23 protein-coding genes are annotated in these 18,845 nt (G+C 75.3%); 6 read left to right on the top strand and 17 right to left on the bottom strand.

Annotation, left to right across the window (positions count from 1 at the left end; all coding sequences use genetic code 11):
* The first annotated feature begins 5 nt into the window (after positions 1 to 5).
* Complete coding sequence (locus BMY88_RS15430) at positions 6 to 1,469, top strand: aldehyde dehydrogenase family protein (RefSeq protein ID WP_091945220.1); 1,464 nt, start codon at positions 6 to 8, stop codon at positions 1,467 to 1,469.
* Positions 1,470 to 1,529: 60 nt separating this feature from the next.
* The gene (locus tag BMY88_RS15425) at positions 1,530 to 2,087 is read left to right on the top strand and encodes a hypothetical protein (protein ID WP_091945217.1); all 558 of its coding nucleotides are present in this window, start codon (positions 1,530 to 1,532) and stop codon (positions 2,085 to 2,087) included.
* 70 nt (positions 2,088 to 2,157) lie between these two features.
* Here the strand turns inward: BMY88_RS15425 and BMY88_RS15420 are convergent, their stop codons facing one another.
* Genes BMY88_RS15420 through BMY88_RS15410 form a run of 3 tightly spaced genes read right to left on the bottom strand, consistent with a single transcriptional unit; the run spans position 2,158 to position 5,790 of the window.
* Positions 2,158 to 3,492: a hypothetical protein gene (locus BMY88_RS15420; RefSeq protein ID WP_091945214.1), complete on the bottom strand. Its 1,335-nt coding sequence runs from the start codon at positions 3,490 to 3,492 to the stop codon at positions 2,158 to 2,160.
* A gap of 7 nt (positions 3,493 to 3,499) precedes the next feature.
* Positions 3,500 to 3,949, bottom strand: coding sequence for a cupredoxin domain-containing protein (locus BMY88_RS15415; RefSeq protein WP_244524704.1), 450 nt, complete (start codon positions 3,947 to 3,949; stop codon positions 3,500 to 3,502).
* Positions 3,946 to 5,790, bottom strand: a complete 1,845-nt coding sequence (locus BMY88_RS15410) for a hypothetical protein (RefSeq protein ID WP_244524703.1) — start codon at positions 5,788 to 5,790, stop codon at positions 3,946 to 3,948. The genes BMY88_RS15415 and BMY88_RS15410 overlap by 4 nt, the downstream gene beginning before the upstream one ends.
* Before the next feature lie 81 nt (positions 5,791 to 5,871).
* Between BMY88_RS15410 and BMY88_RS15405 the strand changes: the two genes are divergently transcribed.
* Positions 5,872 to 6,663, top strand: coding sequence for a MerR family transcriptional regulator (locus tag BMY88_RS15405; protein WP_139220493.1), 792 nt, complete (start codon positions 5,872 to 5,874; stop codon positions 6,661 to 6,663).
* A 6-nt stretch (positions 6,664 to 6,669) separates the two neighbouring features.
* On the opposite strand, the gene BMY88_RS15400 is transcribed toward BMY88_RS15405, so the two are convergent.
* Both BMY88_RS15400 and BMY88_RS15395 read right to left on the bottom strand, forming a co-directional pair.
* A complete protein-coding gene (locus tag BMY88_RS15400; protein ID WP_091945206.1) occupies positions 6,670 to 6,855 on the bottom strand; it encodes a hypothetical protein in 186 nt (61 codons plus the stop codon).
* Positions 6,856 to 6,905: 50 nt separating this feature from the next.
* Positions 6,906 to 7,196: a flagellar FlbD family protein gene (locus BMY88_RS15395; RefSeq protein ID WP_091945203.1), complete on the bottom strand. Its 291-nt coding sequence runs from the start codon at positions 7,194 to 7,196 to the stop codon at positions 6,906 to 6,908.
* Between the two features lie 145 nt (positions 7,197 to 7,341).
* Here BMY88_RS15395 and BMY88_RS15390 point away from each other — a divergent pair, with 145 nt between their 5' ends.
* On the top strand, positions 7,342 to 7,902 hold the full coding sequence (locus BMY88_RS15390) for a class I SAM-dependent methyltransferase (RefSeq protein ID WP_139220492.1): 561 nt from the start codon (positions 7,342 to 7,344) through the stop codon (positions 7,900 to 7,902).
* Positions 7,903 to 8,008: 106 nt separating this feature from the next.
* On the top strand, positions 8,009 to 8,710 hold the full coding sequence (locus BMY88_RS15385) for a response regulator transcription factor (RefSeq protein WP_091945200.1): 702 nt from the start codon (positions 8,009 to 8,011) through the stop codon (positions 8,708 to 8,710).
* A 4-nt stretch (positions 8,711 to 8,714) separates the two neighbouring features.
* Here BMY88_RS15385 and BMY88_RS15380 read toward each other — a convergent pair whose 3' ends face one another.
* From BMY88_RS15380 to BMY88_RS15335, 10 genes are all read right to left on the bottom strand, one after another.
* Entirely contained in the window at positions 8,715 to 9,173 is a 459-nt protein-coding gene (locus BMY88_RS15380; RefSeq protein WP_091945197.1) for a hypothetical protein, read from the bottom strand.
* Between the two features lie 120 nt (positions 9,174 to 9,293).
* Positions 9,294 to 9,935 (bottom strand): signal peptidase I, encoded by a 642-nt coding sequence (locus tag BMY88_RS15375; RefSeq protein ID WP_091945194.1) that lies wholly within the window; start codon positions 9,933 to 9,935, stop codon positions 9,294 to 9,296.
* A 157-nt stretch (positions 9,936 to 10,092) separates the two neighbouring features.
* Positions 10,093 to 10,749 (bottom strand): response regulator, encoded by a 657-nt coding sequence (locus tag BMY88_RS15370; protein ID WP_091945193.1) that lies wholly within the window; start codon positions 10,747 to 10,749, stop codon positions 10,093 to 10,095.
* On the bottom strand, positions 10,743 to 10,922 hold the full coding sequence (locus tag BMY88_RS15365; protein ID WP_091945190.1) for a hypothetical protein: 180 nt from the start codon (positions 10,920 to 10,922) through the stop codon (positions 10,743 to 10,745). The genes BMY88_RS15370 and BMY88_RS15365 overlap by 7 nt, the downstream gene beginning before the upstream one ends.
* A gap of 50 nt (positions 10,923 to 10,972) precedes the next feature.
* Positions 10,973 to 11,584 carry a TasA family protein gene (locus BMY88_RS15360; protein ID WP_091945188.1) on the bottom strand — a complete coding sequence of 204 codons (612 nt, stop codon included), beginning with the start codon at positions 11,582 to 11,584 and terminating at the stop codon, positions 10,973 to 10,975.
* Positions 11,585 to 11,894: 310 nt separating this feature from the next.
* Entirely contained in the window at positions 11,895 to 13,169 is a 1,275-nt protein-coding gene (locus tag BMY88_RS15355) for a sensor histidine kinase (protein WP_091945185.1), read from the bottom strand.
* Entirely contained in the window at positions 13,166 to 13,555 is a 390-nt protein-coding gene (locus tag BMY88_RS15350) for a response regulator transcription factor (protein WP_091945183.1), read from the bottom strand. Before BMY88_RS15350 ends, BMY88_RS15355 begins: the two co-directional genes overlap by 4 nt.
* A gap of 161 nt (positions 13,556 to 13,716) precedes the next feature.
* A complete protein-coding gene (locus BMY88_RS15345; RefSeq protein ID WP_091945180.1) occupies positions 13,717 to 14,391 on the bottom strand; it encodes a DUF3618 domain-containing protein in 675 nt (224 codons plus the stop codon).
* 41 nt (positions 14,392 to 14,432) lie between these two features.
* On the bottom strand, positions 14,433 to 14,954 hold the full coding sequence (locus BMY88_RS15340) for a phage holin family protein (RefSeq protein WP_091945178.1): 522 nt from the start codon (positions 14,952 to 14,954) through the stop codon (positions 14,433 to 14,435).
* 3 nt (positions 14,955 to 14,957) lie between these two features.
* Positions 14,958 to 15,818, bottom strand: a complete 861-nt coding sequence (locus tag BMY88_RS15335; RefSeq protein ID WP_091945176.1) for a hypothetical protein — start codon at positions 15,816 to 15,818, stop codon at positions 14,958 to 14,960.
* A 316-nt stretch (positions 15,819 to 16,134) separates the two neighbouring features.
* Here BMY88_RS15335 and BMY88_RS15330 point away from each other — a divergent pair, with 316 nt between their 5' ends.
* On the top strand, positions 16,135 to 16,977 hold the full coding sequence (locus BMY88_RS15330) for a siderophore-interacting protein (protein ID WP_091945173.1): 843 nt from the start codon (positions 16,135 to 16,137) through the stop codon (positions 16,975 to 16,977).
* Between the two features lie 5 nt (positions 16,978 to 16,982).
* Here the strand turns inward: BMY88_RS15330 and BMY88_RS15325 are convergent, their stop codons facing one another.
* Together BMY88_RS15325 and ypfJ are read right to left on the bottom strand one after the other, a co-directional pair.
* Positions 16,983 to 17,786, bottom strand: a complete 804-nt coding sequence (locus tag BMY88_RS15325; RefSeq protein WP_091945170.1) for an enoyl-CoA hydratase/isomerase family protein — start codon at positions 17,784 to 17,786, stop codon at positions 16,983 to 16,985.
* Positions 17,787 to 17,916: 130 nt separating this feature from the next.
* On the bottom strand, positions 17,917 to 18,834 hold the full coding sequence (ypfJ, locus tag BMY88_RS15320) for a KPN_02809 family neutral zinc metallopeptidase (RefSeq protein WP_091945167.1): 918 nt from the start codon (positions 18,832 to 18,834) through the stop codon (positions 17,917 to 17,919).
* Positions 18,835 to 18,845 lie beyond the last annotated feature (11 nt).

Below are 18,845 nucleotides of genomic sequence, written 5' to 3'. Positions count from 1 at the left end.
CGGCGATGACCGCGACCACGCCCGTCCGCTTCCCGACGTCGATCCTGATCGGCGAGGACTCGATCACCGATGCCTCGGGCGGCACCTTCGACCACGTCTTCCCCGGCACCGGGAAGGTCAACGCCGTCATTCCCATGGCCGGCGAGGAGGAGGTCGACCGCGCGGTGCGCAGCGCCGCCGCCGCGCAGCGGGAGTGGGCGGCGATGCCCGTCGGGCAGCGCCGCGACCTGCTGCTCGCCCTCGCCACCGCGGTCCGGGCCGCGGCCGACGAGCTGGGCGAGCTCAACGTCCACGACTACGGCGTGCCCGTCTCGATGGCGTCGGGGACGGCGGGGCTCCTGGCCTCGTTCCTCGAGTACTACGCCGGCTGGATCGACAAGGCCACCGGCCAGACCGCTCCCACCACCCACAACGCCGACGTCAACATGATCGACCGCGAGCCCTACGGCGTCGTGGGCGTGATCGTGCCGTGGAACGGCCCCCTGGTCGGCATCGGGATGGCGGTGGCCCCCGCGCTGGCCGCCGGCAACGCGGTGGTCATCAAGCCGCCGGAGCTCGCACCGATGGCGCCGATCCGCTTCGGGGAGCTGTGCCGTGAGGTGGGCCTGCCGCCGGGGCTGGTGAACGTGGTCCCGGGCGGGCCGGCCGCCGGCGAGGCCCTGGTCCGCCACCGCGGGATCGGCAAGATCCACTTCACCGGCAGCGGTGCCATCGCCCGGCAGATCGCGATCGCCGCCGCGGACACCCTCAAGCCGCTGTCGCTGGAACTGGGCGGGAAGTCCGCCAACGTCGTCTTCGCCGACGCCGACCTCGACGCCGCCGTCATGATCGCCGCGTTCATGGGGCCGATCACCCAGTCGGGCCAGAGCTGCGCGTGCGGCAGCCGCATCCTCGTCGAGCGGCCGATCTACGAGGAGTTCCTGGAGCGGCTCGTGCAGGCGGTCGCCCACGTGCCGGTGGGCGACCCGCTGGACCCGTCGACCGTGATGGGCCCGGTGATCAGCCAGGCGGCGACCGACCGGATCCTCGGGGCCATCGGCGGGGCGGTGGCCAGCGGCACCGGCCGCCTGCTCACCGGCGGGAACCGGCTCGGCGGCGCGCTGGCGGGGGGCTACTACATCGAGCCGACCGTCTTCGCCGACGTACCGAACGCCAGCCCGCTCGCCCAGGTGGAGACGTTCGGCCCGGTCGTGTCGGTGATGCCGTTCGACACCGAGGACGAGGCGGTGGCCATCGCCAACGACTCGGACTTCGGCCTGGTCGCCTACGCGCACACGAGGGAGTTCGCGCGTGCGCACCGCGTCGCCCGCCGTCTCGAGTCGGGTTCGGTCTGGGTCAACACCTACAGCGACATCCAGCCCAGCGGTCCCTACGGCGGCTACAAGCAGAGCGGGTACGGCCGGCTCGGCGGGATCGAGGGCCTGCACGAGTTCACCCAGGTGAAGAACATCCGCATCGCCCTGGGCTGACTGCGAGGCCGGCCCTCCTCGCGGGACGGGGGAGGGCCGGCGCTCCGGGAGGATGGCGGCATGCCGCACCTGTTCACCGTGGGCCGGTTCGCCGACGAGACCTCCCGCCGGCGGACCGCGCTGACCGCGCAGGTCCTGCAGTGGTCGCTGGACGCCGAGCTCGCAGACCCGATCCGCTGCGTCGACGACCTGCTGCGGGCCACCCGGCCGGACCTGCCTCGGCTGCGCCGGGCGGAGGCGACGTTCGGCACCGGCACCGCCGCCCGGCTGACGGTCACCGTGCACGTTCCCTTCGACGGCGACGGCCGGTTCTTCGCCAGCCGGCCGGGCCGCCCGCCCGCGGTCGAGCCGCCGGTGGGTGACTGGCACCGGTGGGCCGGGCACGGTCCGGTGCTGCGGCTGCCGGAGAACTTCGCTCCCGACGTCGACGCCGGCACGGTGCGCGCCTGGGCGTCCCGCGCCGTGGACGCCGTCGAGGCCCTTCTTGCCGCGCTGCGCGAGGAGGCCGCGGAGGAGACCGCCCGGCTGTCGGCCGACCTCGTCGACCTGGCCCGGCAGCGCGCCGAGGATCTCACCCGCCGCCGGGCGCTCGAGGCAGAGCTCGGCACCGGGATCTGAGCGCTGGACCCCCGCGGCCCGTTCCGCCGTCCGGAACGGGCGCCCGGGGTACAGCGGGAGAGGCACCCGGTCAGAAGCCGAACAGCAGGCCCAACCCGCCGACGGTGAACAGCACCATCACGACCACGAGCGGCAGTTGGTCCGAGGCCGGGGCCCGCGGGGCCAGTCGCAGCGCCCGCTCGTGGGCCAGCAGCACCCCGACCACGTGCCCGGTGACCACCGCGCCCACCTGCACGTAGGCGATGAGGTCGGGCGGGACGGCGCGCAGGTCGACGGCGTTGCCGTACGTGCCGAACAGGTCGACCCCGGCCAGCCCGAACGGGTTGCTGGCCAGGATCCACGTCGTCTGCCCGTCGAGGGCGAGCAGGCTGAAGTAGTGCGCCACCGTGTAGCCGAGCGCGATGGGCACCACGGTGGCGGCGAATCGGCGCGGCTGGGAGCCCAGGGGCAGCCCGCCGAGCCGGCCGGACAGCCGCGTGCCGGCCAGGTAGAGCAGCCCGACGAGGGCGATCGAGGCGGCCAGGCCGAAGGTCCCCGATCCGACGTCGTCCGCCGCCCCCGGCCCGCTCTGCCACCACGCGGTCCGGGTCAGCCCGTCGAACGCCGTCGACCCGAGCAGCACCAGCACGACTGCGGCGAGGCCGGGGAGGGCCGGCGTCGTCAGCGCGTTGGCCAGCGGCGACCGCAGCACCAGCCGCCCGTCGTCCCGGCGGCCGAGCGCCGACAGGCGGCCGAGCAGGGTGGAGTAGACCTCGAAGCCGTCGCCGGCGGCGAACCATTCCTCGCCGAACCACAGCGCCGCCCCCACCTGCACGGCCGCGTACCCGATCAGCCAGCCGGCGACGACGTCGGGATCCGTGCGCCCGGCCGGCACGAGCTCCAGCCACACGAAGGCCAGCAGCGCGACGGCCGCCGGCCAGAGGCCGAGCGCGGGGAGCCGGCCGGCGCCCCGGGGCGCGCCGGCCAGCGGGCGCAGCAGCCGGGCGACCAGCCGCAGCGGATTGAGCACCCGCCACACCGGCCCGAGCAGCAGGCTCGCCGGCACCAGCCCCACCCAGAAGGTCACGTACAGCGCCCACGGGGCCAGGTTGCGGGAGGTCTCCTCCGGCCCGGCCAGCGCCGCGACGACGACCAGGACGGCGATCGCGAGGGCGACCGCCTGCAGCCCCCGCCGGACGGCGGCGGAGTCGGCGGCGCGCTGCAGCCGCTCCGGCAGCGGGCGCCCGGAGCGGCCGTCCCCGAGTTTCGGGGTGCGCCAGAACAGCAGGAGGACGACGAAGCCGACCAGGATCGCGGCGCCCGCGCCGTAGAGCGCCAGCCCCAGGGGCAGCGGCAGGTCGGTGCGGGAGCCGACGCCGTGGGCCAGGAGGTCGGCGGCGGGGCCGTCGACGATCGAGGGGTCCACCGACCGGTCAGCCGACCTGCAGGCTCAGCAGCACCGTTCCGGCGTCGTGCAGCTCGGCCTCGAACACCCCGGGGATGTCGGCGGGGAAGGTGACCACCGCCGGCTCGCCCGGGACCAGCTCCGCGGTGAGGTCGTAGCCGTGCAGGTGGAGCTCGTCGGCGGCGTCGACGGTCACCGTCAGGGTCACCCGCTCGCCGAGCTCCACCGGGACGCGGCCGGTGTCGCCGGTGACCCGGCCACCGCTGACGTCCACGGCGAGCGCGCGGCCTGCGGCCCGCTCCGGGTCCTCGTGCCCCGCGTGCTCGGCCGGCGCAGCCGCCGCGGCGGCGGAGGGCGCCGTCGAGCCGCCGGCGGCCGATCCGCCGTCGTCCGGGTCGGTCCCGGCGCAGCCGGCGGCGAGCACGGCGGCCATCCCCAGGACCGCCGGCAGCCGCAGGAGCCGGGCCCGGCCGGTCACCGGGCGCCCGCGTCGCTGGGCACCGGACCCGCGACCGGGGCGTCGGGGAACCGCTCGCCGGCGCTCCCGCGGCGGGAGTAGCGGCCCACGCCCCAGGAGATGCCGGCGATGAGCGCGAGGGTGCAGGCCAGCACCACGAGGTTGGCCGGCGCCCACAGCCCCCCGCCGGACTCCTTCAGCTCCCGCTGGAGGACGTCGATCTCGGGGATCGCGCCGCGGGTCACGCCATCCTCGGCGGGGATCCCGTCGGCCGGGATGGCCTCGTCGGCGGGCAGGTAGATCGGGACGGCGTAGAGCCGGCGGCCGTCGTGCACCCGCAGCAGGGTCTTCCAGCTGCCGTGCAGCGGCACCGGCTCGGTCGTCCGGTACTCGCCCGGCCCGATCCGCTCCAGGTCGTCGACCACCAGCCCGTCGCCCTGCCAGGCGGTGATCTGCACCCACGCCGGGTCGTCGACGGCACCGGCCGGGCTCAGCCGCACGGTGATGTCGGCCGTCCGCGGGTCGGTGGTCACGTCGGTGACGGTGAACGTCGCCTCGACGTCCTCGGGCACGGTCGCGACCAACCCGTTGGTGACCCCGGCGGCCAGCGCGAGGAGGCAGGCCACCAGCACGGTGCGGGCGACGGCGGCGCGGGGCAGGCGGCGGCGCAGGCCCAGGGCGAGCAGCGTGCCGAGCAGGCCGCCGGCGACGCCGGCGACGACCGCCATGACCGTGCCCTCGACCAGCACGTCGGAGTTCCACGACAGCGTCTGGACCAGGTGCGTCCAGCCCCACTCGGTGGCGGTGCCGACGGTGCCGACCAGTACGCCGGCGACGGCGCCGAACAGCAGCGGGCGCCGCGCCGGGGTGAGGCCCAGGGCGAGCAGCTCCACGGCGACGGCGGAGCCCAGGTACAGCGGGAACGTCGGGGTGATCTCGTCGAAGCCGATGCCCACCACGAGCGCGATGAGGCCGCGGACGACGAGGAAGAACGCCGCCGCCATGAGCGCTCCGCCCCGGCCCATCCAGAGGCGTGCGGCGACCAGCGCCAGCCCGGCGGCGCCGGCGATCATGAACGGCTCGAGCACCAGCCGGAACTGCGGGACGTCGAAGTCGTACTCGCCCTGGAACACCGACAGGCCCAGCAGCAGGCCGCCCATGGCCGAGCCCTGCCGGACGAAGCGGCCGATCCGGCCGACCTTGCGGTCCCCGTCGTCGGAGGACGCGCCGCCGTGGCCCTCCATCTCCAGGACCAGCAGGCCGACGATCGACAGGCCGGCGCCGGTGATGAGCATCAGGTGGGTCGGGCCCCACAGCGTGACGTCCTGGCCGAACAGGCGGTGCCAGACGTCGTCCAGAGGGAAGCCGAGCAGGGCGTAGAAGCCGGCGGCGCCGATCAGCACGCCGCCGACCGGCACGTCCCAGCCCCGGATGAAGTGCACGGCCGCGGGCCCGGGCGGGCCGTCCAACGGCATCGCGCAGGCCAGCACGCCGCCGGCGAAGACGCCGAAGAGGCCGAACAGGATCAGGTAGTGCGCCGGGTTGGCCAGCGGCCCCTCGTCGCGGCCCACGCCGATGTGCAGCGAGATGTCCCAGAGCATGCCCAGCAGGGCGACGAGCAGGGAGATCGTCGTGAGCACCGTGGGCAGCGCGACCCAGTCCGGAACGCCGGTGGCGCGCCCGAGACGGCCGCCGACGCGGGTGAGCAGCGTCGTCCGCCGGGTGCGGTGCAGGTACACCAGCCCCAGCAGCACGACGGTGAGGAGGGCTCCGATGCCGGTGGCCAGGGCCACCTCCCCGAGGGCGGCACCTCCGGCCGGCCGGCTGTCAGCGGCCAGGACGCTGGACGTCGTCGTCGACACGACCAGAATGGAACACCGGTCATGTGACATCGGCAAGTGATACATGGAGTGCGGCGCTACGGTGGACCCGAGGCGAGGGAGGTGAGAGCGCTGTCGGTCAGTGCGCCGGGCGTGCCCGAGGAGGAGTCGGACCGGGACCTCACGGTCGACCAACTCGCCGCGCGGGTGGGGATGACGGTCCGCAACGTCCGCGCGTACGCGGCCCGCGGCCTGCTGCCGCCGCCGCGGCTGGTGGGGCGCACCGGCTACTACGGCCGCCAGCACGTGGCGCGGCTGCTGCTGGTGCGGGAGATGCTCGCCGAGGGCTACCCGCTCACCATGATCGAGCGCACGCTCGCGCACGCCCCCGAATCGGCGAGCTCGGCCACCCTGGCGCTGCACCGGGCGCTGCTGGCGCCGTGGCTGCCCCCCGAGCCCGAGACGACGACCACCGAGGAGCTCGCCGCCCGCGCGGGGGTCGCCCCGGACGCCGCACTGATCGACGAGCTCGTGGCGCTCGGGCTCGTCGAGCGGCTGGACGACGGCCGGCTGCGGGTCCTGGACCCCTCGCTGCTGACCGCGGGGCTGCAGGTCGTGGAGCTCGGGGTGCCGCCGACCGCGTTGATCGCGGCGCAGGCCCGGGTGGTCGAGCACGTGCGGGCCATCGCCGACGTCTACGTCTCGATGTTCCTCGAGACCGGCTGGCGCTCGCTGCTCGAGGGGCCGGCCCAGCAGGCGGGCAGCCCGGGGGAGCAGCTGGACGCCGTCCGGGAGGTGGTGCTCCGGCTACAGCCGGCGGCCGCGCAGGCGCTGCTGGCGAGCTTCCGCACCGAGATGGCCGCCCGCGTGCAGGCGGCGCTGACCGAGGTGCTGCCGGGGACCGCCGAGGGCTGAGTCCGCTCAGTCGGGGTCGATGGCCTCGTGCGATCCGTCCAGGCGCGCGTTCTCCCGGGCCGTGAGCCGCCGGTCGCGCACCACCGCGCCGATCACGACGGCGACCAGGACGGCCGCCGGCACGAAGAACCCCGCCGTCGCGATCAGGCTCAGCCCGTCCGTCGCGAGGACGGCGTCGGGGGTCAGGTCCACGACCTCATGTGACACCGGTCGATGTCACGTGTCAAACCGGGTGGGAGCGGTCAGTAGCGCTGGCCGGCCACCGGGCAGCTGCGGCTCTCGGCGATCTCGGACAGCATGTCCTGCAGGGCCCGGGGGGCGACGACGCCGCCGCGGTCGAGCTCGTAGCAGGCCACGATGTCGCCGGCCCGGGCGTCGCGGACGCGGAGGGCGACCTGTGCGACGGACTCGGTCACCGCGACGTGGGAGCCGTCGACGAGGAAGACCACGGTGTCGGGCGTGGACTCGACCCGCTGGATGGCGGTGGGGTCGATCCGGCACGTCTCACCCGTGCGGCACGTGAGGCCGATCATGACGGTCCTCTCGGAAAACGGGGCATCGGACCCCGGCGGCGCCCTCGTCGGGCAATGAAGGGATCGACGGACGGGGGGTCCTCCTTGAGCCGAGGCCGGCCTTCCCGCTCGTCGGGGTGACCTGTGCCACGGCTACGGTGCCGGCGTGGCACCCTCGCGCGCCGCCCGGCCCGGCCCCACGGCCTCGGCGCGGCTGACCTGGATGGCCGGCGTGGTCGCCGCGGCGCCGGGGGAGCGCGTGCTCGAGGTCGGCTGCGGCCACGGGGTGCTGGTGGATCTCCTCGCCGCTGCGGGGGGCGAGGTCCTCGCCGTCGACCGGTCCCCGAGCATGGCGGCCGCGGCCGTCCGGCGGAACCGCGCGCGGGTCGACGCCGGCGCGGTCGCGGTGCAGGCGGCGGGGCTGCTCGAGGCAGATCTCGGGTTCCGGCCCGTCGACGTGGTGGTCTCCTTCGACGTGCGGGCCTTCTGGACGCCTCCGGCGCCGGAGTGGGACGCCGTCGCCCGCGTCCTGGCGCCCGGCGGGCGGGTGCTGGTCGGCTTCTCGGTGATGCGCCCGGGTGCCGCGGACGACATCGCCGCCGCCGTGGACCGGCTCGCCTCCGCGCGGGGGCTGCGGGCGGTCGGGCTGCACCGCGGCGCGACGGCCCCGTTTCCCTCGGCGGCCGTCGAGCTGCGGGCGGCGGCCGAGGTCACCCGCACGGGGTGATCGGAGGCGCCCCGGGTCAAGCGCCGTCCCGGCCGGGCCGATCACCCGGTCAGGTGACGCCTCCTGCGCCACCGCAGGACGTCCGAACGGACGGGAGGAACAGGTCGTGGCCGAGCAGTCCGTGCTGGTCGTCGAGGACACCGACGAGATCCGTGAGCTGGTCTGCACCGTGCTCACCCGCGCCGGGATGGACGTGCGTGCGGTGGGCACCGGCGCCGAGGCGCTCGAGGAGGTGCGGCGGTCCGCTCCGGACGTCGTCGTCCTGGACCTCGGGCTCCCGGACGCCGACGGCACCGAGGTGTGCCGGCAGATCCGCGCCGAGTCCGAGTGCTACGTGCTGATGCTCACCGCCCGCGCCGAGGAGGTCGACCTCCTGATCGGTCTCGCGGTCGGGGCCGACGGGTACATGGCCAAGCCGTTCTCGCCGCGCGAGCTCGTGGCGCGCGTGCAGGTCATGCTGCGCCGTCCCCGCGTGGCGGTCCCTTCCGACGCCGCGCCCGTCGAGGACTCCGTCCGCCGGCTGGCCGAGCTCGAGGTCGACGAGGACAGCCGCGAGGTCCGGGTCGACGGCGCCGTCGTCGACCTGACCCGCACCGAGTTCGACCTGCTCGCGGCCCTGGCCTCGCGGCCGGGCCGGGTGCTGCAGCGCGAGACGCTGCTGCGCGAGGTGTGGCAGACCGACTGGGAGGGCAGCGTCCGCCTGGTCGAGGCGCACATGTCCAACCTGCGCCGCAAGCTGCAGGCCGCCGGGCTCAGCTCGCCCGAGATCAAGACCGTGCGCGGCGTGGGCTACCGGCTCGTCGCGTAGTCGATCAGCAGCGGATGCTGCCCGACAGCACCGACTGCTCGGTCCAGCCGTAGCCGGTCACCGCGGTGATGCTGACCTTCACGTCGTTGGCGAGCACCGAGGCGTCGTAGTCGTCGCGGGCGACCGTGTTCGGCGCGTCGATGACGGCCACCGGGTACGGGTAGAGAGTGCCGTTGACGTGCGCGCTCACCACGTAGCGGACGACGCCCGGCGTGGGGCTGGCGGTCCAGCTCAGCTTGGCCTCCAGGCGGGTGCCCGTCTGCTGGCCGGCGGAGTTGTGGACCGGGACGCACTTGGTGCCCGCGGTGCTGAGGTTGGTCGGCGGCAGCACGTCGACCGTGCGCATCGGGGCCGTGGTGACGGCGCCGGTGTCGGAGAACCGGGCGTGCGCGGGCAGGGCGGCCCCGAGCAGGACGGCGACGGCGAGGACGAGCAGGAGCGCGCTGCGTCGAGTGCGGATCATGGCTCGGACTCCTCTCGGGTGCGGGTGGTCACCGGCGGGGGCTGCCGGGAACAGGTCGAACTCTGGTCCGCCGAGCGCGGGGTCCCCGCGCGGTTGCCGCAAGGGATGCACAAGGGGGCGTCAGGCGTCAGGCGCGGGGGCCTCGGCGGGCTGCTCGTCGCGGGCCGGCCGCCAGATGGTCAGCAGCATCCAGGCGGCGAGCAGGGCCGGCGCGCCGTAGACGAGGGCCGTGGAGACGGCGGGGTCGCGCAGGGCCGTGATCACGGTCCCGAGCTTCGGGACGACGGCCTGCACCTGCCAGGCCGTGTCGCCGGAGAGGACAGCGGTCCAGGGGTCCGCAGCGGCGTTGGCGTCGCCCTGGGTGCGGACCGACAGGGTGCCGTCGGCGGCGGTCCGCTCCACCTCGACCACGCGGTGGGTGACGACGCGGTGGTCGTCGACCGGGATGCGGTAGGTGATGATCATCCCGACCGCGACGTCGTCCACGTCCACAGGCGTGGACACGATGACGTCGCCCGGGGCGATCGCGGGCGCCATGCTCCCGGTCAGCATCGTCATGGTGCGGTAGCCGAGGACGTGCGGGCCGACGGCCAGGCCGAGGAAGGCCAGCACCGCAGCGGCGACGAGCGCGCGCAGCGTCCAGCGGCCGGCGAGGCGGGCCGCGGCGCGGATCGGGGCGGGGCGAGCGGTGCCCGTGGCCTCCGCGACCGGGGCCGGCTCGCGGACGGCGCCCGGTGCGCGGGCGGGGAGGACGGCGGTCATGGTGTCTCCGGAGGATCTCGTGGTCGGCGGTGGCGCGCGGCGCCGGTTCCTCGCCGGCAGGAACCACACTGGTCCGGCAACCGCAGCCCACCCGCCCGGCCGCCGCAAGGTCTCCGCAACGTGCCGGCCGGGGCCCGGGGAGACGGCGGTGCGCGGCTCAGGCGGTCGCGAGGTCCAGCAGCCGGTCGACCAGCTCGTGCGCGAGGACACCGCGGCGCGCGTCCGCGGCGATGGCCCGGCACAGCTGCGCCACCTCGGGGTGTCCCAGCTGCGCGCTGGTGCCGGCGAGGGTGGTGGAGGCGAAAGCGAGCGCGGGGGCGTCCCCGGCGCGGGCCCCGGCGTCGATGGCGGACAGGCGACCCGGGAGGGCGCTGACGTAGAGCTCCTGCAGCCGGCCGTCGAGGTCGCCGTCCACGATGTCCTCGGTCGTGTCGTCGGCGGGTCCGCCGTCCGCCGCGGCCGTGCCCCGGCCCAGCAGGAAGCGCAGCAGCACGCCGGCGTCGACCGGGGCGGGGAGGACGGCGAACGCCCCCGCCGCGCTCCCGGCCTCGCGGACCTCGGCGGTGGGCTCGGTCGCGGTGCCCACCAGGTGCGCGCGGCAGCCGCTCAGGCGCAGCCGGCGCAGCAGCGCGGGCCCGTCGCCGTCGGGCATGCCGAGGTCGGTCACCACCAGGTCCAGCTCCGCGGAGCGGGCCACGGCCAGGGCCTCGCGGACGCCGGTGGCCTCCCGGACCTGCCACCCGGCGGCCGACACCAGGGCGGCGGTGCGAGCGCGGTCGGTGGCGTCGGGCCCGACGACCAGTGCGGTCAGCATCGGCCCGGCTCCGCGTGGTCGGCGGGGGCGGAGGCGTCGACGGCGCAGACGCGGGTCGGCTCCGGTCGGGCGGAGGCGGCAGCTGCCCAGACCGGCAGGGTGCCGGTGACGACCAGGGCGAGCACGAGCCCCGGGACGGCGAGCCGGTGCGCCGGGAAGGCGGTGCGGGTCATCGGGTCCCTCCGTCGTCGTGGTCGGTGGTCGGTGATGGCCGGGGTGGCGGTCAGCGGGTGGTGGCGTTGCGCTGGACGCCGGTGAAGACGAGGTTCAGGACGGTGGTCTTGTTCTGGAACGTGTTGTCGGCGCCGGCGGGCAGGGTGACCGTGAAGACGAGGTGGTCGGTGTTGCCCGCGGTGAGACCGGTCAGGTTGTTCAGCGTGTGGGTGCCCTTGACCGGGGTGGCGGGGAGCACGGAGCGGGTGATGCCGCCGGTGCAGGTGTAGGTGGGGGCGGTCGCGGTGCCGGCCTGGGTCCAGGGCACGGTGCAGGCGTCGATGGAGAGCTGCAGGCCGAGCGCGGTGTTGGTGTCCAGGACGCTGCTGGTGGGTGCGGTGACGGCGAGCGAGACCGAGGAGAGGTCCGCGGTGCCGAGGTTGCGCAGGGTGAGGGCGCGGGAGGCGGAGTCGCCGGGGACCAGGCCCGTGGCGGGGACGGTGATGGCGTTCGCCGGGCTGGTCAGGTCGATGTCGACGGTGCCGGAGGCGACGTTGGCGGTGACCGGGGTGGTGGAGTCGGTGAACGTGCCGAAGGTGCCGAGGCCGGCGACGGCGGCGGCTGCGCCGAGGACGCCGAGGGAGCCGACGATCTTGCGGGTGGTGGCGGCGGTGGTGGTCATGTCGGTCTCCTGCGGGCTGGGCCGGGGGCGGGGTGTCCCGGCTGGCAGGAACGACTCTGGGCCGGCAACCGCAGCCCACCCGCCCGCGATCCGCAAGGCTTCCGCAATTGCCGCCCGTACCCCCGGCGGGACAGTGCCCGGCGCGGAAGCGCGGAATTGCCCCGGCGCGGAAGCGCGGAATTGCCCCGGCGCGGAAGCGCGGAATTGCCCCGGTGCGGAAGCGCGGAATTGCCCTGGTGCGGAAGCGCGGAATTGCCCCGGCGCGGAAGCGCGGAATTGCGCCGGGGCAGAAGCGCGGAGTTGCGCGGGGTCAGCGGGGGAGCGTCAGCGTGAAGGTGGTGCCCCGGCCCTCGACGCTGGCGACGTCGAGTGTGCCCCCGTGCGCCGTGGTGATCGCCTTGGTGATCGACAGACCGAGACCCACGCCCTTGACGGCATTGCGCCGCGCGGTGGAGGCACGGAAGAAGCGGGTGAACAGCTGGTCGAGCTCGGCGGCGGGGATGCCGTAGCCGGTGTCGCGGACCGCGATGCGGACGACGGGCGCCGTCCCGGGCAGCTCCCGGTCGCCGAACCGGCCGTCGGCGTGCTGCCAGCCGGCCCGCAGGGTCAGGGTGACCCGCCCGCCGGCCGGGGTGAACTTCACGGCGTTGGAGACGAGGTTGTCGCAGGCCTGCCCGAGCCGGACGGCGTCCCCGCGGACCACCAGAGCCTCGGCGGGCAGCTCCAGGTCCACCCGCACGCCCCCGGCGGTCGCGGCCACGCGGGCGGTCTCCTCGGCGCCCCGGAGGACGGCGGAGAGGTCGACGTCCTCGGGCTGGAGGGTGAACCGGCCGGCCTCGACCTGCGCGGTGAACAGCAGGTCGCCGACCAGCCGGAGCAGCCGCTGGGCGTTGCGCTCCACGATCGACAGGTAGGACCGCTGCTCGTCGGTGAGGGGCTGGTCGGGGTCGTCGAGGACGAGCTCCAGGTAGCCGAGGATCGCGCTCAGCGGCGTCCGCAGCTCGTGGCTGATCAGGCTGACGAACTGGTCCTTGAGCCGCTCGGCGGCGCGGGCCTCGGTCATGTCGGTGCCGACGAAGTTCCAGCCGGCGTGCTCCCCGGAGTCGTCGCTGCGCGGGGTGACCGCGACCGACACCGTGCGCTCCTCGCCGGTGGCCGTCACGTACGTCCAGTCCCGGACGTCACGGCCCTCGGCCAGGGCCACCTGCACCAGCGCGGACAGCCCGCCGCCGGCCGCGGCCAGCTCCTCGGCGAGGTGGAAGTCGGTGATCCGCTGCTTCCGGACGACGTCGGCGCGCGGCCGGCCCAGCAGCTTCTCGGCGCCGGGGTTCCAGACGCGGACGACGCCGTCGACGTCGGTGCCGATGATCGACTGCTCGGTGACGGCGTCAATGACGCTGGTCATCGTCTGCGCGCGGGCGGCAAGCATGCGGGTGGCGGTCTCGAGCTCGACGTCCCGGCGCTCCATCTGCGCGCGCAGCGCGTCGCGCTCGCCGGTCAGCCGGGCCACCTCCGCGCGCAGCAGCCCGGCGTCGTCGAGGGGCAGGGCGTCGGTGGTCGGCGGGAACGCGTCGACGGCGGTCATGCGGTGCCCCCGGCGGCGAGCTCGCGGACCCGAGTCACGAGGCCGGCCACCGAGAAGGGCTTGGCGAGGTAGCTGTCGGCACCGGCGGCCAGCCCGCGGGCGACGTCGTCGGCGGACGCGCCGGCCGACAGCAGCAGCACCCGGATGCCCGACAGGTCAGCGTCCGCCCGCAGCGCGGCGCAGACCTCCAGGCCGGTGGCGCCGGGCATCGACACGTCGAGCACCGCCAGATCGGGCACGGCGGTCCGGGCGGCGTCCAGGGCCGCGAGACCGTCGGCCACCTCGGCGACCACGGTGCACCCGGCGCGCCGCACGGCCAGGCGCACGAGGCCGCGGATGTCGTCCTCGTCGTCGGCGACGAGGACGCGCGGTGCCGCTCGCTCCACGGTGGTGCTCCCGTCGGTCGGAGGTCTCTCCTCCCGACGTCGGCGCCCCGGGGCGCGTGCTGCAGCCCGGAGTCCGGGCCCTCACCCGTCCAGGTGACGCGGCCCCGGACGCGCGCGCGCCCCGCCGGGAGACCCGGCGGGGCGCGCTGTGCGGTTCCTGCTCAGCTGGTGGACTGGCTCTGCACCGTCTGCTTGGACGCCTGGGCCTGACCCTGGACGTCCTGAGCGGCCGACTGGCCCTCCTGCTTGACCGTCTGCGCGGCGTCGGTCGCGGTGGCCCGGACCTCCTCGACGGCGTGCTGGGCGACCGGCTTGAGCTCCTCGCCGATCTCCTGCGCGACCTGCTTGGCCGGGGCCAGCAGCGCGTCCTTGTTGTCGCGGAACGCGGTCTCGGCCTGCTGCGCGAGCTCCTGCTCCCGCTGCGTGGCGGGCATCAGGCTCGACACCAGCCAGCCGACGCCGAACGCGATCAGCCCGGCCGCCAGGGGGTTGCCCTGGGTCTGCCGCGCGATGGTGTCGGGAGCCTGCTGCACGGCGTGCGCAGCGCTGGACGCTGCGCCCTGCACCGAGTCCGCGGCGCTGGAGGCGGCGCCCTGCACCGAGCCCACGGCGCTCTGGGCGTGGTACTGGGCGGTCGACGTCGAGTCGTGCGCTGTGCCCATCACCTTCTCCTTGGCCTGCGTGATGCGGCCCTTGGCCGCGCTGACGCGCCGGTCCATGACCCGCGCGGGGTTGACCTTCTCGTTGAGGGCGTCGACGTCGTAGCTGAGCTCGCGCCGCGTCTCCTCGATCTGCCGCCGGATGACGTCCGGGTCGTTGCTGGTGGGAGTGGTCATCTCTGGTGTCTCCAGGGGGTGTGGGGGCGGGGAGCCGCTGGTCAGTGGGGCTTCAGGGCGCCGGGCACCTGCGACAGGGTGTCCACGGTGCGCTCGGGCTTGGGGTTGACCCGCTTGAGCTGGTTGCGGCCCATCACGAAGGCGACGGCTCCGACGATGGCCCAGAGGACGGCGACGATCAGCGCCGACCAGCTGTGGCCCACCAGGTGGTACAGGGCCCACCACAGGGCGATGGAGAGGAACAGCAGCACCATGTAGCCGGCGAAGCCCGCGGCGCCCATCAGCCCGGCGCCCTTGCCCGCCTTGGTGGCCTCGGCCTTGACCTCGACCTTGGCGAGCTCGAGCTCCTGGCGCATCAGGGTGGAGAGGTCCTTGGCGACCTCACCCATGAGCTGGCCGACCGAGGTGCCCCCGACGTCGGGACGCCCCTCGTCGGTGGTCGGCGTGCCCATGGTTCCCGCGTGCGCGCCGTACTGATCGGGGCCGACGGCGTAGTTGGCCTGCGGATCGCCGTAGCCCGGCGGGGTGCCGACCGGGGTGGCGCCGGAGTAGGGGGTCGACATGGCTCAGGCCACCCCACCCGGACGGCGGGACGGGTCGTCCCAGCCGGACGGCGCGCTCGGCGGGACGACGCTGCCGGCCGGGGGCACCGTGCCGTACGGCGGCGGCGGCACCGGCGCGCCGGGCGTCGTGCCGTACGTCTCGGTCCCGTAGTTCTCGGCGGGGTAGTTCTCCGTGCCGCGGGTCGCCGTGGTCTCGTACCCGGTGGTCGGCTCGCCGTAGACGTCGGTCTGGCCGTAGCTCGAGTAGGCCGGCGCGGGGTCGACGTAGTTCGTCGGCGTGCGGTACGTGCCCGGGGAACCGGTGCCGGAGTCGCTGTGCGCGGCCTTGACGCCGCTGGTCAGCCTCCCGGCGACGATGCCGGCGAGGGCCGCCCCGAGCAGGAAGGTGCCGGGCTTGCGACGGGCGAAGGAGCGGACCTCCTCGAGCAGGTCCGCGGGCTCGCGGTTCTGCAGGAAGTGCGCGAACTCCTCGACCTTGCCGGCGCCCTGCTGGACCAGGTCACGCGCCGGTCCGGGGGCGGGGGCGTTGCCGTCGGCCATGCCGCGCAGCGCCTCGGCGAGGCCGGCGAGGCCCTGACCGGCCTTCTGCTGCTGCGCGAGGGTCTGCTGGCGCAGCTGGTCACGGCCCTGGGCGAGCACGTCGGCCGCCTGGGCCTTGGTCTCCTGTGCGACCTCGCGGGCCTGGTCGGCAGCGGTGGAGGCGACCTGGCCGGCGCCCTGGGCCGCGGTCTGGCCGACGTTGCGGGCCTCGCCCTTGGCGACGTCCGCCGTGGACGGCGACCCGCCGGTGGCGGGGGCGTGGGCGCCGCTCCCGGTGGTGGTGGACGGCGGCGGCGGGAACGGGGTGTCGATGGAGTGGGTCATCGGTCCTCCTGGGGACTGTGTCGTGGTCGGGGGCATGCGCTGCCCGGGGTTGCCCCGAGATCCGGGGCGCGACCGGGTCGCGTCCGTGCGGGCCCTTGCGGACACGACTCCACCGGTCGCGTGCTGCGACCTCGGGAGTGATGTGGAAGGCGGGGCCGGCGACCCCGCGGTGGGCGCCGGCCGAGTCGTCCCACCGTGTCTGAGTGGGCCACCGGCCTGCGTTCGAGCCGGTACCCGGCTGGTCGGAGCCGAAACAGGAAAGGATCACGGGCGACTGGGTAAGGTGAGCCTTTCCTACGCTGACTGGAGTGCTCCCATGGCCGACCCCACCCCGCGCCGTCGGCGCGCCTCCCGCCAGGCGACCGTGGTCCGCACGGACCGGGTGACCCCGCACGTGGTGCGGGTCGTGCTCGGCGGCGAGGGACTGGCCGGCTTCGCGCCCGAGCACACCGACTCCTACGTGAAGCTGGTGCTGCCGCCGCGCGGTGCGCCCTACCGCGCGCCCTTCGACCCCGATGACATCCGGGCCGAGCAGCCGCGGGAGTTCTGGCCCTGCACCCGCACCTACAGCGTGCGGCGGTGGGACGCCGCGGCCGGTGAGCTGACCCTCGACGTCGTCACGCACGGGGACGAGGGGCTCGCCGGCCCCTGGGCCTCGGCCGCGCGGCCCGGCAATCCGGTCGTGCTGCTCGGCCCCGGCGGGGCCTACACGCCGGGCACGGACGCGGACTGGCACCTCCTCGTGGGCGACGAGACGACGCTGCCGGCGATCGCCGCCTCGCTCGAGCGGCTGCCGGCCGGGGCGCGGGCGTTCGCGTTCGTCGAGATCGCCGACGCGGCCGAGGAGCAGGAGGTGGTCCTCCCCGAGGGCGCCGAGCTGACCTGGGTGCACCGCGGCGACGGCGTTCCCGGGACGGCGCTGGTGGCCGCGGTCCTCGCCGCACCGCTGCCGGAGGGCTCGGTGCAGGCGTTCGTGCACGGCGAGGCCGGCGCCGTCCGGGACCTGCGCCGGTGGCTGCGCGGCACCCTCGCCGTGCCGCGGGAGCTGCTGTCGGTGTCCGGCTACTGGCGGATCGGCCGGACCGAGGACCGCTGGCAGGCCGAGAAGCCGGAGTGGAACGCCGCCGTGGAGGCCGAGGAGCAGAGCCTGGCGGTGTAGGGCCCTCAGCCGCGCCAGGGGAACGCGGGCGGGCGGCGCTCGCCGAACGCGGCGACGCCCTCGGCCAGCTCGCCGGCCGCGATCGTCTCGCGGTACCAGCGGGCCGCCTCCGGCCGGCCGTCGCCGCCGGCGAGCACGGCGGCGACGACCTCCTTGGTCGACCGCTGGGTCAGCGCCGACCGCGCGGTCAGCACACCCGCGAAGCGACGCACCTCCGGCTCCAGCTCCTCCGGCGGGAGCAGCCGGTCGACCAGGCCGGTGCGCAGCGCCGTCGCCGCGTCCACCAGCTCGCCGCTGAACAGCAGATAGCGGGTCAGCGCGGGGCCGACCAGGTCCACCAGGGCCTTGGTCGACTCCGGGGTGTAGACGATGCCGACCTTGGCGGGGGTCACGCCGAAGACGCCGGTGTCGTCGGCGAACCGGAGGTCGCAGCAGGTGGCCAGCTCCACGCCGCCGCCGATGCAGTGCCCGCGGACCATCGCGATCGTCGGCTTGGGGAACTCGCGCAGCGCCGCCTGCGCGGCGAGGTTGTCGCGACGCAGCGCGGCCATCGGATCCTCGGCGTCCGGGCCGCCGAGCAGGTCGGCGATGTCGGCGCCGGCGCAGAAGCTGCTGCCCGCGCCGGTCACGACCAGCACCCGCACCGCGGGGTCGGCGGCGGGCCCGGCGAGCACGGCCGGCAGGTCCCGCCACATGCCCGCGGTCAGGGCGTTGCGCTTGGCCGGCCGGTCGATGGTGAGGACGGCGACGCCCGGGCCGAGCCCGTCGTGGGTGAGGGTCAGGTGCTCGGTGGTGGGGTGCGCCGTCATGGCCGACATCCTCACGCCCGCCTCCTGGCTCCCTCGCAGGGGCCCGGTGCCGCCGCGTCGTCGCCGGTGCCGCGCCATACCGCGGCACCGAGCGCCGCACCGCGGTACCCGGCCGTTGCGGCGGTACCGCTCAGCCCAGGTCGTCGGTGGCGAAGGTGTCGCAGGCCTGCACGTCGCCGGTCTCGTACCCGGTGGTGAACCACAGCTGCCGCTGCTCCGACGAGCCGTGGGTGAAGGCGTCCTGATCGACGGTGCCGCCGCCGAGCTCGCGCTGGATGAAGTCGTCGCCGATCCGCCCGGCGGCGTCCAGCGCGCGGTCGATGTCGTCGGCGGTGATCTCGGCGATCAGCGGCTCGCCGGACTCGTCGGGCACCGTCTCGGCGTGGTTGGCCCAGGTGCCGGCGAAGCAGTCGGCCTGCAGCTCGAGCCGCACGGTGCCGCTGTCCGGACCGGTCTCACCGGGCGTGACCTGGCGGTTGATGCCGAGCAGGTTCTGCACGTGGTGGCCGTACTCGTGCGCGAGCACGTAGGCGTTGACGAACAGCCCTCCCTCGGCCCCGAACTGCTCCTGCAGCGTCTCGAAGAACGTCAGGTCGATGTACACGAGCTGGTCGGCCGGGCAGTAGAAGGGCCCGGACCCGCTCGTGGCCCCGCCGCAGCTGGTCTGCACCGACCCGGAGAAGAAGACGGTGTCGGTGGGCACGTAGCGGTCGCCGAGGACGCCGGCCCAGTAGTCCTGCAGGGACTCGATGTCGGCGACGATCGCGCAGTCGACGGAGTCGTTGGCGTCGGCGCCGGTCCGGCACTGCTGCTCGAGCTGGCTGTTGTCGGCGGTCTGGCCCTCGCCGAGCGAGCCCAGCTGCCCGCCGAGGGCACTCGCGGCGCCGCCGCCGTCCCCGCCGCCGCCGAGGAACTGGACCAGCACCAGCACCAGGACGCCGACCAGGCCGAGCCCCCCGCCGCCCACGGCGAGGCCCCGCCCTCCGCCGCCACGGCGGCGGTCCTGCACTCCGGAGGTGTCCAGGCGGCCGGACTCGCGGTACCTCATGACCTGCATCC

It is taken from the genome of Trujillonella endophytica (genome assembly GCF_900110555.1).
GTDB lineage: Bacteria > Actinomycetota > Actinomycetes > Mycobacteriales > Geodermatophilaceae > Trujillonella > Trujillonella endophytica.
The sequence above is the reverse complement of the archived record's forward strand: the minus strand, read 5'-3'. Positions and strand labels throughout refer to the sequence as shown.